Annotated in this window: 16 protein-coding genes and 1 pseudogene; 4 read left to right on the top strand and 13 right to left on the bottom strand. The window is 58.7% G+C overall.

Annotated elements, in window-relative coordinates:
- Window positions 1-442 precede the first annotated feature (442 nt).
- Window positions 443-934 (top strand): helix-turn-helix domain-containing protein, encoded by a 492-nt coding sequence (locus FW789_RS15165; RefSeq protein WP_340613004.1) that lies wholly within the window; start codon window positions 443-445, stop codon window positions 932-934.
- Window positions 935-965: 31 nt separating this feature from the next.
- On the opposite strand, the gene FW789_RS15160 is transcribed toward FW789_RS15165, so the two are convergent.
- The 9 genes from FW789_RS15160 to FW789_RS15120 form a co-directional block, all read right to left on the bottom strand.
- Window positions 966-1487, bottom strand: coding sequence for a GrpB family protein (locus tag FW789_RS15160; protein ID WP_446431679.1), 522 nt, complete (start codon window positions 1485-1487; stop codon window positions 966-968).
- Window positions 1488-1602: 115 nt separating this feature from the next.
- On the bottom strand, window positions 1603-2169 hold the full coding sequence (locus tag FW789_RS15155; protein ID WP_446431678.1) for a DJ-1/PfpI family protein: 567 nt from the start codon (window positions 2167-2169) through the stop codon (window positions 1603-1605).
- 97 nt (window positions 2170-2266) lie between these two features.
- Complete coding sequence (locus FW789_RS15150; RefSeq protein WP_340613002.1) at window positions 2267-3040, bottom strand: amino acid ABC transporter ATP-binding protein; 774 nt, start codon at window positions 3038-3040, stop codon at window positions 2267-2269.
- Window positions 3041-3117: 77 nt separating this feature from the next.
- Entirely contained in the window at window positions 3118-3858 is a 741-nt protein-coding gene (locus tag FW789_RS15145; protein ID WP_411563823.1) for an amino acid ABC transporter ATP-binding protein, read from the bottom strand.
- A complete protein-coding gene (gene argH, locus FW789_RS15140; protein ID WP_446431677.1) occupies window positions 3855-5357 on the bottom strand; it encodes an argininosuccinate lyase in 1503 nt (500 codons plus the stop codon). The genes FW789_RS15145 and argH overlap by 4 nt, the downstream gene beginning before the upstream one ends.
- Entirely contained in the window at window positions 5327-6046 is a 720-nt protein-coding gene (locus FW789_RS15135) for an amino acid ABC transporter permease (RefSeq protein ID WP_150569989.1), read from the bottom strand. Before FW789_RS15135 ends, argH begins: the two co-directional genes overlap by 31 nt.
- 7 nt (window positions 6047-6053) lie before the next feature.
- Window positions 6054-6716 carry an amino acid ABC transporter permease gene (locus FW789_RS15130; protein ID WP_101316298.1) on the bottom strand — a complete coding sequence of 221 codons (663 nt, stop codon included), beginning with the start codon at window positions 6714-6716 and terminating at the stop codon, window positions 6054-6056.
- A gap of 12 nt (window positions 6717-6728) precedes the next feature.
- On the bottom strand, window positions 6729-7340 hold the full coding sequence (locus FW789_RS15125; protein WP_446431708.1) for a transporter substrate-binding domain-containing protein: 612 nt from the start codon (window positions 7338-7340) through the stop codon (window positions 6729-6731).
- Window positions 7341-7349: 9 nt separating this feature from the next.
- The gene (locus tag FW789_RS15120; RefSeq protein WP_446431676.1) at window positions 7350-7574 is read right to left on the bottom strand and encodes a hypothetical protein; all 225 of its coding nucleotides are present in this window, start codon (window positions 7572-7574) and stop codon (window positions 7350-7352) included.
- 229 nt (window positions 7575-7803) lie between these two features.
- On the opposite strand from FW789_RS15120, the gene FW789_RS15115 reads away from it, so the two are divergent.
- The 3 genes from FW789_RS15115 to FW789_RS15105 all read left to right on the top strand — a co-directional run bounded on the left by FW789_RS15115 (window position 7804) and on the right by FW789_RS15105 (window position 10223).
- Window positions 7804-8721 carry a LysR substrate-binding domain-containing protein gene (locus tag FW789_RS15115; RefSeq protein ID WP_189691832.1) on the top strand — a complete coding sequence of 306 codons (918 nt, stop codon included), beginning with the start codon at window positions 7804-7806 and terminating at the stop codon, window positions 8719-8721.
- A 105-nt stretch (window positions 8722-8826) separates the two neighbouring features.
- Window positions 8827-9384 (top strand): hypothetical protein, encoded by a 558-nt coding sequence (locus tag FW789_RS15110; RefSeq protein WP_446431675.1) that lies wholly within the window; start codon window positions 8827-8829, stop codon window positions 9382-9384.
- A 203-nt stretch (window positions 9385-9587) separates the two neighbouring features.
- Window positions 9588-10223, top strand: a complete 636-nt coding sequence (locus FW789_RS15105; protein ID WP_186701356.1) for a hypothetical protein — start codon at window positions 9588-9590, stop codon at window positions 10221-10223.
- A gap of 412 nt (window positions 10224-10635) precedes the next feature.
- On the opposite strand, the gene FW789_RS15100 is transcribed toward FW789_RS15105, so the two are convergent.
- The 4 genes and pseudogenes from FW789_RS15100 to FW789_RS15085 all read right to left on the bottom strand — a co-directional run bounded on the left by FW789_RS15100 (window position 10636) and on the right by FW789_RS15085 (window position 12656).
- On the bottom strand, window positions 10636-10920 hold the full coding sequence (locus FW789_RS15100) for a hypothetical protein (RefSeq protein ID WP_103435974.1): 285 nt from the start codon (window positions 10918-10920) through the stop codon (window positions 10636-10638).
- Window positions 10921-10957: 37 nt separating this feature from the next.
- A complete protein-coding gene (locus FW789_RS15095; protein ID WP_446431674.1) occupies window positions 10958-11560 on the bottom strand; it encodes a hypothetical protein in 603 nt (200 codons plus the stop codon).
- Between the two features lie 223 nt (window positions 11561-11783).
- A pseudogene (locus FW789_RS15090) lies at window positions 11784-12128 on the bottom strand (NAD(P)H-dependent oxidoreductase); the annotation flags it as partial.
- Window positions 12129-12185: 57 nt separating this feature from the next.
- Entirely contained in the window at window positions 12186-12656 is a 471-nt protein-coding gene (locus FW789_RS15085; RefSeq protein ID WP_207073583.1) for an arsenate reductase ArsC, read from the bottom strand.
- Window positions 12657-12663 lie beyond the last annotated feature (7 nt).

Below are 12663 nucleotides of genomic sequence, written 5' to 3'. Positions count from 1 at the left end.
TTGTTCGCCCAATCGGCTGTTGGTCTGACGCTAATCCGCGCTTGATCAAACCTGGCCAGATCTTGTGATCTCTGATCTTGAGGTCATACGCTGAACGCCGAAAAAGGAGCCGAGTCGTTATAAGGTGGTCCTAACCCCGCCGATAGTCCAGTACCATTTTTTCCCATCTGAAGCTGTTAATCGGCAGTATATTGCCGGTTTACGCACTGTACAGTATGGTAATCGGCATTAGTATGCTGATTAAAGGTGTAGACATGCCGTTCAGACTGACGATCCAAGCGTTCGCCGGCGGTGCAGGGAGCCGAGCGTGTTGCTGAAAGAACGCGGCTGATGAATTCAGGGCGCTACCCGATCTGTTGATCGCTGCGCCTGCATCGATGCGCAATGCAGCCCCTCTACCTGTGAATAACCTGGATAAGCGACTCGTGGAGTGGGGACTGCGATGAAAAAACTACAGCCTGAAGAGCGCGCTCAGCTCGTCGAGGACATCGTCCAGCGCAACGCGGCGGGGCTCGATCCAATTGGGACATCCATCCGCCGGCTGCGGCTCGAGGTCACCGGGCTTGATCAAGCGACCTTCGCGACCATGTGCAAGATGTCCACGAAAAGCCTGTACGAACTGGAGAGCGGCAAGTCGAATCCGAAGCTCAGCACGTTGGAGGCCGTGCTACGTCTGTTTGGCGTGCGGATGGGGATGGTGATGACTGCCAGAGATAAGACTACTGCAGCCGTCGTGGACAACAATGTCGGCCAGTTGAAGGCTAATGGCCCAATCGCCGTGGCTGCGCGGCCGGTGGCCAGTCATTCGCCGCTGGCCAGCGCCTATGTGGTGGCCGGACCGAAACGAGGGAAAAGCCCTGCGGCAGCCAGAGCGAAGAAGGCAGTGTCGAAGCCGGTCTCGCCACGGGCACGGGAAAGCAGTCAGGAAAAGTGAGTAACGCAAGGCCTGCTCGGCGAGCGTGCTCTTATTGATTGCATGCAGTGGATATCCCCGCATGACGTAGCGCCTCGATAATAAACGGTGATTTTTTCTCCAGATACTCAGCCATTCCATCCGTATTGCTCGACTCCAGCTGAAGCTTCAACGCTTCATACTGCTGGCGGATCGAGGCATCGCGCCTAAGCAAATCTCTGAACCCCAACATCTGGGTGATCGCAGGGTGACCACAGGTACACGCGTGAAGCTTGTGCGTACGAATCCCATCCACATTACGCCGATAGAAGTGATGGCCTTGCGTTAGATCACTTCCTCGTACATAGCCTAAACCCATCAACACCTCGTCCCGCGTCGACGCATTGCGATGATCATGAACCTCGATTAGCACGTCGATCTCGGGCTTGGCCGCGAGGCCTGGAACAGAGGTACTTCCAACATGGTGTATGGCTATCAGCTCATCGCCAAAGGCCAAAGCGATGAGCGACTCGTCCGCTATAAATTGGGTGGGCCAAGTGGGGTTGTACGGGGTTATCTTGCTGGTCAGTGCCATTTCCGTTCCTTGGCGGCGGTACCTAGAGCACCGAATTTTCCCTCAGAAGACATGCATTCGCTAGCGTCTGATCAAGAACTATCGGGCATGTACCCGACAGGCCGGGACGACGCGATCAGCCATGCTCCGCCGCCAACATTGATCTGAACTGAGAAATGCTCTCTGCAGACAGCCCTGCACCTTCAAACACTGCGCAGGTGAAGCTAACGGGGGCGGTGCCTGGAGCAGTAATGATGCGGTCTGCCGTCACCGCTCTTGAGCTGCTTTGGTAAAGCGCGCAGCCTTCGTAACCGACGACAGCCTGCAGGAAATCAGCGCTGTTCGAGGTATGAGCAACCGTGTCCAGAAGCCCGGCTCCTGCAAGTGCCAGCGTTCCTCCACAGATACCGGCAATGATTGCTCCGCTTGAACGGCTGGCATGCAGAAAGTCGCGAATATCGGGGGCTTCTTCACGTTCCCAGACCATCCCTCCAATGACGACGACAACGTCCGGTTTCCAGTCCAGACATTCTTGCAAGCTGCTATCGACCGTTACCGCCAATCCACCCTGCGAACGGAAATGTCCAGTAGTGGGGGAGAAGAACCTGACGTGTATCCCGTAAAACGGGGACGCCGTACCCGCGATGAAGGCATATTCCCAGTCCGCAAAACCGGGGGTCAGTATCAAAGCCACGCGTGCCATCAGACAGAATCCTCCATGAAAGCGCGCAACATATGACGGAAACACAGGAACATCAATGTCTGTCCGCCCCGGCCCAGACGCTGCGCTCCACTCCCACTCAATGCAGCACCTGACTCAAAAACAACCGACTCCGCTCACTCTGCGGATTCTCAAAGAATTCCCCAGGCGTAGCCTCCTCAACAATCTCCCCCTGATCCATAAACACCACCCGATGCGCCACGGTCCGGGCAAAGCCCATTTCATGCGTAACACACACCATGGTCATGCCGTCTTCGGCCAGGTCGACCATGGTCTGCAGCACTTCCTTGACCATCTCCGGATCCAACGCCGAGGTGGGTTCGTCAAACAGCATGATCTTCGGCTTCATGCACAACGCCCGGGCAATCGCGACGCGCTGTTGCTGGCCGCCTGAAAGCTGGCCGGGGTATTTGTGCGCCTGTTCGGGAATGCGCACCCGTTCCAGGTAATGCATCGCCACCGCCTCCGCCTCCTTGCGCGGCATCTTGCGCGCCCACATCGGGGCGAGGGTGCAGTTTTGCAGGATGGTCAGGTGCGGAAACAGGTTGAAGTGCTGGAAAACCATGCCGACTTCGCGGCGGATGGTTTCGATCTGTTTGGCGTCGCTAGTCAGCTCGGTGCCGTCGACGACGATGCGGCCTTGCTGGTGTTCTTCGAGGCGGTTGAGGCAGCGAATGGTCGTCGATTTGCCCGAGCCAGATGGGCCGCACAGCACGATGCGTTCACCCTGGCGTACGCTGAGGTTGATGTTCTTCAGTACCTGGAACTCGCCATACCATTTGTTGACGTTCTCCATCTGGATCATGGTCTGTGCGCCCAGTGGATCCAGGGCTTTGCCGGTCGCTTGACTCATTTGAAACTCCTTGCCGGAGCACAGGCGCGCCGTCCCGGTGGAGGCGGGCACGCCGGGTGTGGAAGAGGATGTTGAAGTCAGTGCAGGACGCTTTCCAGGAACTGCCGGGTGCGATGCTCCTTTGGTGCGCTGAAGATTTCCGATGGCGGGCCCATCTCGATGATCTTGCCGCCGTCGAAGAACACCACGCGGTCGGCCACTTCCCGGGCGAAACCCATTTCGTGGGTGACGACGATCATGGTCATGCCCTCGGCCGCGAGGCCTTTCATCACGTTGAGCACGTCGCCGACGGTCTCCGGGTCGAGTGCCGAGGTGGGCTCGTCGAACAGCATCAGCTTGGGTTTCATCGCAAGAGCCCGCACGATCGCCACCCGCTGTTGCTGGCCGCCGGACAGCTCCGCCGGGTAGTGCTCGGCCTTGTGCCGCAGGCCGACGCGGTCGAGCAGGGCGAGGGCGTGAGCCTGGGCTTCTTGCTTGCTCGAGCGCTTGAGCTTGACCGGGGCGAGCATCATGTTCGCCAGCACGCTCATGTGCGGGAACAGGGTGTAGTCCTGAAACACCATGCCCACCTCTTCGCGCAGCCTGGCCAGGGCTTTGCGGTCACCGGCATTGGCCGAGTCGCCATTGGCGATCACCACGGTGCCGAGGGACGGCTCTTCCAGGCTGTTCAGGCAGCGGATGAAGGTCGACTTGCCCGAGCCGCTGGGGCCAATGATGACCACCACTTCGCCTTGTTGAACGTCCATGTCCACGCCCTTGACCACCTCGTGCGCACCGAAGCTTTTGTGCAGGTCGCGAACCGTCAGGATCGTGCTCATACGCCCGCCTGTGCCCGGGTCAGGGTTTGCAGGTTGAGGTCGGCCGCGCTGAGTCGCTCGCGGCGTTGCTGGTTGGCAATGCGCTCGGCGCTCAGGCGCTCGCTGGCACGTGCCAGGCTTGGCTTGAGTGAGCCGAGCGAGGGGCCGCCTGCGGAGCTGCGGCCTTGCACGTTGCTGACCGGGTCGAGGCAATCACGGACTTTCTGCTCGGGCAGATTGAGGGCGTGACCGAGTTGCTCGAGGGCGCAGGCATCGACCATCTGCGTGGTGATCTGGTTGGCCGGCAGGCCCTGGTCCATGGCCATCCGCACCACGCCGCCGACCACATGGTGGGCTTCGCGGAACGACAGGTCGACTTCGCGCACCATCAGGTCGGCAAGGCCGGTGGCGGTGGAGAAGTCTTCACCGGCGCGGCGTACCGCCAGGTCGATGTTGGGCGTTGCGGTGCGCAGCACCAGGTCGAGTAGTTTCAGGCAGCGTAGGGTTTCTTCGGCGGCTTCCCAGAAGCCGCGGGTGCCTTCGCGGTTGCCGTCGCCAGTGTGGGAGAAGTTGGTGCCCTTGATGCTCACGCTGGCGCCCATCAGCAGGCCGACGATGTGCCCGCTGCGGCCCTTGAGGTACTCGAGCACGGTGGGGTTTTTCTTTTGCGGCATGATGCTGGAGGTGGCGGCGACGCTGTCGGGGAAGTCGATGAGGTTGAACTCATGGGTGCTCCAGACAAAGTAGTCCTGCGCGACGCGGCTCCAGAACACCGCCAGGTGGCTCAGGTGCGACAGGCTTTCGAGCAGGAAGTCGCGTGAGCCGATGGCGTCCAGCGCATTGTCCAGGTAGCCGTCGAAGCCGAGCAGCTCCGCGGTGCGTGCGCGGTCGATGTCGAACGGCGTGCCGGCGAAAGCGGCTGCGCCGAGTGGACACTGGTTCATCGACTCCAGAGTCTGGATCAGGCGCTTGCTGTCGCGCTCCAGCGCCTGTTCCACCGCGCTCAGATAGTAGCCGTAGGTGATCGGTTGCGCCGGCTGCTGGTGGGTGTAGCCGGGCATCACCACTTCGGCGTACATCGCGGCGCAGCGCAGGGCCGTGGCGCGCACGGTCACCAGCTCATCGATCAGGTCCATCAACAGCTCGCGGCAGCGCAGGCGGTCGAGTGTGGCGAGTATGTCGTTGCGGCTGCGACCGGTGTGCAGGCGCCCGCCGATGTCGGCGCCGATCTGCTCGATCAGGTGTGCTTCGTAGTTGAAGTAGGCGTCTTCGCGGGACGGGTCCAGCTCGACCGCATCCGGCCCGGCCTGCTCCATGTCCAGCACACCCTTGGCCAGCGCACTGGCATGTTCGCCGCGAATCAGTCCCTGTTCGGCAAGCATCAGGATGTGCGCCTTGTTGACGTTGCCCAGGTTGGCGAAACCGCTGGCGAAGCCTTCCAGGCGCGGGCGATAGATGTACTCGTTGACTTCCGGCGCGGTGCTTTCTTTCAGACGCCGACTGACTTTGGATTCTTGCATGTTGGAACCTCTCCAATGGAAGTACGTACCGCCGGGCGACCCAGACGACGTTCGAGATAACGGCTAAGCCAGGTCAGTGCCGAGCAGATGACGAAGTACACCAGCAACACCACGGCGTAGACCGAGAAGGCCGGGCTGACGCCGGTCATCACGGTTTCCCGTTCGATGATGATCTGGCCGACCTTGAGGAATTCGCCTACACCGACCAGGGCACCCAGCGACGTGGCTTGCACGAGGATCGTCAGCAGCCCGGTATAGGCCGGCAGAATGGCTTTCATCGACTGCGGCACGATCACGTGCAGGTAGATCTGCCAGGGGCGCAGGCCCAGCGCCCAGGCGCTTTTCCACTGGTGGCGGGACACCGACTCCAACCCGCCCCGCACGATCTCGATACCGTTGGCGCTACCCCACAAGGTCAGGCCGACGGTGACCGCGGCAAACGGGCTCAGATCGACGCCGAACATCGGCGCGCCGAAGAAGATGAAGAACACGTTGACGATCAGCGGAATGGAGCGGAACAGCTCCACGTAGGCATGAATCGTCCACCACAGCACACGGTTCTTGACCGTGGCCAGCACGCCGAGCACGGCCGAGATCAGCGTGGTGAACAACAGCACCACCAGCGCCAGCTGCAGGGTCATCAACAACCCTTTTAAAACGAAGCTCCAGTTTTCGAAGATGAAGTTCATGCTCGCCTCACTGCCGGAAAGGGCGTTGTAAGTGGGCGGAAAGGCGCGCAGTCAGCAGCGCGAGCACGCCGACCAGCACCAGGTACATGACGCAGATGGCCGTGAACATCTCGATGGCGCGAAAGTCCGTGGCGATGCGGTCCACCGCGACGAAGGTCAATTCCGCCAGACCGATGGCCTGCAGGTACGAAGAGTTCTTCAGCAGCGAGATCGCGGTGTTGAGCATCGCCGGGAGGCTGGTGCGAAACGCGATCGGCAGGGCGATCAGGGCAAAGTACTGCGCCGGCTTGAGGCTGAGTGCCAGGCTCGCCTCGCGCATGCCGCGCTCCACGGTGGCCAGGCCGCCGCGGATGTTCTCGATCTGGTAGGCCCCAGCCCACAGCGACAGGCACACCACCCCCGACCAGAACAGCGACAACCCTAGGCCAATGGCCGGCAGACCGTAGAAGATGAAGAACAACTGCACCAGGATCGGCGTATTGCGGATCAACTCCACGTACAGCACCACCGCCTGCGACAGCACCGGCACTTTCATCACCCGCACCGCGCCGCCCAGCACACCGATCAGCATTGAAAAGAAGATGGCCAGCGCGGTGATCTTCAGCGTCATCAACACGCCGTCGAGCAGCGCAGGCCACTGCGCTATCAAGTAATGGATGTCGAAATCCATGATCGCGGCCGATCAGAGCGATTCGGCAGGTTTGGCCTGCTCGAACACACTGATGTAATAGCCCTGGATATTCTTCGGTACAAACTGCTCTACCCAGCCGCGGTACAGGTGCTCTTCACGCATGCGCAGCACCGCCGCGCTGAGGAAGTCGCGCCACTGCTCTTCGTTCTTGCGCACACCGATGGCCGCATCGGAGATCTGGAACGGTTCGCCGATCAGGCGCGCGTCCTTGTCGTTGTCGGCGACCACCACCAGCGTTGCGGCGTCGTGGGTGTAGGCATCGGCGCGGCCCTGGCGGAAGGCTTGCAGGGCATCGGCGGCGCTGTTCATGCGCAGGGTTTTCACGTCGGGCATGTGGTCTTCGAACCACTTGGCCTGCACCGAGCCCTTGAGCGTGGCGAGGGTCTTGCCCTTGAGGTCGGCGATCTTCTGCGCCGGGCTGTCCTTCTTCACCACCACGTCACTCGCGCCCCAGCGGTAGGGCGTGGTGAAGTCGATCACGCGCTGACGCTCCGGGGTTACGCCGAGGGTAGCGATGAGGAAGTCGACCTTGCGCCCCAGCAGTTGCGGCACTCGGTTTTCGGCAGTCACGCAGGTAAAGCTGACCTTGTCCTTGGAGCCCAGGGACCACAGTCACACCTGCTTGGCCATCTCTACTTCGACGCCGGCAAAGTCGCCCTTGTTGTCTTGATAGCCATAAGGCGGCTGGTCGCAACGCACGCCAGCTCGCAGCTGGCCTGCCTCTTTGATAGCTGCAGGAACGGCCGGCAAGTCGACGGCCAGTGCGGTGGACACCGCCGCCATGGACACGCACGAAAGGGCCAGCGCAGCGCTTAGTTTTTTATACGAGAACGACATGATGCCTCCTGATTACCGGGCTGCATCGCCCCACTGGCGTGCGGCGAAACGATGAGTACAAGGGCAGAGCTGAAATGAAGCTTGAGCACCGGTTTTGTTTTTGTTGTTGCGGGTATGCGCTCGGTTGGCATCGCGCTGCATCGGGGCAGACGTCGATGTAGATCTAGTTATAAAATCTTCGGGTCATGCAATCAAATGACAATCCATCAACTAGTCATGCAGAAATGATATGGCCATTAATTTCAAGCAGATCGAAACCTTCCGCGCGGTGATGGTCAGCGGCTCCATGACGGCGGCGGCGCAGGCGTTGCATACCTCGCAGCCGAATGTCAGCCGCCTGATCGCACAACTCGAGCGGGCCAACGGCTTCAAATTGTTTGAGCGGGTGGGCGCGCGATTGGTGCCAACCGATGAAGGCGCGCAGTTTTTCGCCGACGTCGAGCGCGCCTTCATCGGCCTGCATAGCCTGGAAAACTCCGCCCAGCACCTCAAGCGCGGCGGCACCGGGCGCTTGCGCATCGGCGCTGTGCCGTCGCTGACCCACGGCCTGCTGCCGGCGATCATCCAGCGCTTTCGCCAGCAGAACCCACACGTGCATATATCGATCCACACCAATGACTCGCCCAACGTCGCGCACTGGGCGGCCACCCGTTTCTGCGATGTATGCCTGGTGTCGTATGTGGCCGAGGACATGGCGGGGGTGCAGTCGGAAATCATCTGTGATGTGCCTGGCGTGTGCATTTTCCCCAAAGGGCATCGGCTTGGTGCCTTGGAGGTAGTGACACCGGCAGATTTGAAGGGCGAGGAATTCATCTCGCTGTCGCACACCGACGGCTCCCGCACGCGGCTCGACCGACTGTTTGCCGAAGAAGATCCGCGCGTGCTGAACATGGATGCGACCCATGCTGCCACTGTCTGCTCACTGGTCGGGCTTGGGCTGGGCGTCAGCGTGGTCAGCCCGCTGGTGGCCAACGAGTACCTGCATACCGATATCGACATCCGGCCGTTTGCGCCTGAGTTGCGGTTTTATACGTATTTGCTGTTGTCGTCCGACCGGCCTGAGAACGTGCTGACGCAGAGGTTTCGGGTGTTGGCGGGGGAGATGTTGAGGGAGGCGGCGCGGGGGAGTTTGGAGAGGGAGCGGTAGGCAACGTGACTTCTCGGCCCGCTAGATAAAGCAAGTATTCAGAGTTGCCTTGAGCTATTGTTAGCTGCGCAAAAAATTGCCTGATGCATTTTTTCAAGGATTGAAATGAAAGCCCTATTGCTTGTGCTATCGACCTTGCTCCTGCTTTCCGGCTGCTCCACGCCGCTCACCGCCACCAAGGCCAGCCCTTCCATCGCCGAAACCAAATCGGTGCAGTTCGGTGGGAAGACGTTTGTCCTCAAGTTCCAGAAGCAGGGCCTGTGGGAATATTTCCCTGAAGATGAAAGCATGGATGCCTGGACCGAGATGGTCGACTTTACTGTCGTGCCTCGCGAGATGAACCGCTTCAAGCCCCTCGACCTGGCCAAACGTGCCATCCAGCTGCATCAGCAGGAAAACCCGAACATGCCGGCAGTTCTGCTGACAAAAAATAGAACCGGGATCGACTACGCGATGATGTACTACCCCGATTCAGTCCGTAAGGACGGGCAGTTTTCGGAGATTAGCTACTTCAAGTACTACACCGATGGCACCACCGGCCAGACGATCATTTTTCACTTCGCCCGGACCATTCCAAAACCGAACGATCCCACCGAGAGCGCAATAGCGATGGGGCAGGAGATCCCGCCGCTGATGGAAGCATTCCCGCTGTACCGGCCGTGACACGGCTGAGTGAACAGTACCTTCGCCAAGGTGGCATTCGTGGTTGCGTTTGCCGAGCGTAAGCAGGGGGACAATCTGATGCTGGTCTGTGAAACGGAGGGAGAAGCAGTAGCCTCAGTGTCAGGCCTGGCGGTGGAAGGGCGCTAATTAAAATCTCATCCCTTTCAAGCAAAATTAATTAAAATCTCTGTTTTAGGTTAGCCATGAAAAATCTACTGATTGCTTTCATCCTGTTGGGTTCGGCGGTGTCTGTTAAGGTTTTAGCGAACACGCTAGAGGTCGAGCATCATCGGATCGAGCAACGCTGGTATTCGTTCAGCGAAGTAGTAGAGAAAAGAAAGAAATATGACAGGGTGGATATTTCTCGAGGGTATATCGAATACTATTTCGAGGGTGAAAACCATGCCTCCAACGCTCTGGAGGAGCGCCTGTCGCCGCGTGAAAAATTCTACGCCGATCATGCAACCGTTGGCACTTATGCCGTAGCTGATTACGCGACCGCGCTGGACAAGGCGTGCGTAGATGTGGTCTCTGGGTCGCTGGGATCGTTCAGAGGCAGCTATGAAAACGCTAAGAGACCTGACAGGCAACAATATAAGAGAACGGTCGTTGGTATCAGGTCATTAAGCTACAAGGGCCCTGAGTTTAACTTCAAGAGTCCTGCCTCTTGGTCGTCTATAGAGTTGCCGAAGGACAAGAGAAGCCTTCTGTGTGAGATTTATGAAGTCAAGGATGAGGCCAATGACGTGAAATACATTGTCTACGCTGCATCGGTGACAACCGCTATGTTCGACGAAATTCATTCGGCACCACTGCCCGCTAACAAACCGAATAATTAGCTCATTGCGATAATGCTGCGGCACCTAACGCTGTGGCATCAAGCGGATCAGCTTTGAGCCTGGCACGCTCAGTAATTGTCTGCCAACCGACACATTTTGCTGTCGTCCAACGCCACGGGTTTGCCTGGCTCCGATCCATGTGGAAGCTGCCTGACAGCCACCGTACAGTTGGATTACCCCGACGCGACAAGTTCGTAGTCTGCCCCCGGTTGCGGTACGAATGTGAACCTGTTGTAGCAACGATCGCGGTTGTAGACAAACGACACGGGCTCGCCTGCGGGTATCTTGAATTCACCCCGGACTGTGCCAACTGTTGGCTGTCAGGGGCCGGCATTCCCAGGCTTTCATTAGTCCCCTATCGCGTGTACTCATTAGGCTCACGCGGTGCTGTGCTGGCTTGACCATCAGATCATTACCAGCGGATACGGGCAATTTCTGCGTCGCTCATCTGGCGCCAATCATCCTTGCTGATCCCGTAATCCTGCTCGGCGGATTCCAGAGCCAGCTCCAGCGTAATCATCAAATGATCGCCTTCAATCTGCTGGCTGGCGTAGTCCACGAAGCGAATCTCCATGTATACCGGCGGCTCGTGCTCACCCGCAACCTCAAGACCAAACAACACGATCGTCGAGACGCTGGGGCGGTAGGCGCAAGGTATTTTCACATCAGCAACCATATGCAGCGGTTGTGGCTTCATATCTGGTACCTGAGTCGCTGGGCCTGAGGGGTAGCCGCTATCTGACGTCTGTGCCTGGGTACAGCTCGGGCGGTGGCTGGTAGTCAGGGTTTTCGAATTGACTGTTGGTGTAGAAGGTCTCGGCGGTTGGCCCAGCATTCTTGTAGGTTACATTTTCGTTACGGACCAGATGCCAGCCCGTACCTTCTTTGTCACGCTCGATTAGCGTTGGGGACAGCGTGCATTTTCCACTGGAACCTGAAGTGAGGAGGAACTGATAGTAGCGCCCGGCTTCAGGTGTGAATTGGGTTGTGACAAAGCAGGTCCTGGTACGCGAGCCCTCCCATGTCATATACACAGTTGTTTCCAGGCCCGGCCGAATCGTCGATTCGTAGTAGTCCCAGGTCAGGTCTTGCCCCGCTTTGGGCATGCCAATGTCTTGGGTATTGGTAAAGGGGAGAGGCCCGGTACGCACCACACCGCCGGTCTTCACACCGTTGTCGGTCTGGTAGATTGCCGCATGCTGGGTGAAATTGACGACACGAATCCAGGCCGGATTCGGCTCATTCGCTGGTGCGACAAAGTAATCGGTGTGGGGAAGATACTTGCAACCTGCGAACATCGGCAACAGCACTAAACAGAATCTCAAGCGTGTCGTCATTGACCCATTTCCCTGCAGAATTTTCGCTATGACCGCGTCTGCAGGGGTTTATTCGTCACCCGCAGTGCTTTTCTCGGGGGGAATGGCTATTGGTCTGCGTGCCTTATCACGAGCTTCTCGCTCGAGCCAGGCAAGTGAGCGAGGGTGTGACGGTTGGGTAGGCTCAACACACGTGCAAGAACGAGGTCAGAACGATTCGACTGGCTTCTTGGCTTGTTGAGCACTCCTGAACCAGCAGAGTGAATTTCACCAGTTCCTCCATCACATCGACTACCCGGTCGTAGTACGGTGAAGGCTTCTTTCGATCTGCCTCGTCGAACTGCAGATACGCCTTGGGCACAGACGACTGATTCGGGATGGTCAGCATGCGCATCCACCGACCCAGAACCCGCACTTGCTTCACTGCGTTGAAGGACTGCGAGCCGCCGCACACCTGCATCACCGCAAGAGTCGTACCCTGTGTGGTGCGTACGGCACCCCATGGTCAGATCCAGTCAATCTGCGCTTTGAACACCGCAGACATCGCTCCCTGTCGTTCCGGAGAGCACCACACCTGTCCGTCTATCCATCAGCGACAGATCAAGAGCTGGAAAAGTATTGACAGAGTCCCTATCAAATTCGCTCATCACAGGGCTCCGATCCGATCCAGAGCCTGCTTCAGATCAGCGCCCTGAAGCGTTTTCAGATCCAAGTTGAAGAACGCGGTAAATCGCCTCTTGATACGTTCAACGGTCGCTTCAAATGCGGCCTGAACCTGCTCATCAGTGCCGTCGACCTCAGACGGGTCGGACAGCCCCCAGTGGCTTTTGATGGCCGGGCCGAAATACACCGGGCAAGGTTCGCCGCCCGCCTTGTCGCACACGGTGATGACGATATCGGGTGGTGTGGCTACGAAGACTTCCGAGCCTTTGCTGTACAGGCCGGACGTGTCGATTCCCAATCCTTGCAGAGTGCTCAGCGCTCGCGGATTGAGTTTGCCGCTGGGGAAGCTGCCCGAACTTATGGCCGTGAAGCCGTCTGGGGCGACATGGTTGAAGAGCCCCTCGGACAGGACGCTACGACAGCTATTGGCCGTACACATGAACAGAATCTTCATAAAGCAA

Source organism: Pseudomonas sp. 1121_17 (genome assembly GCF_052850745.1).
The sequence above is the reverse complement of the archived record's forward strand: the minus strand, read 5'-3'. Positions and strand labels throughout refer to the sequence as shown.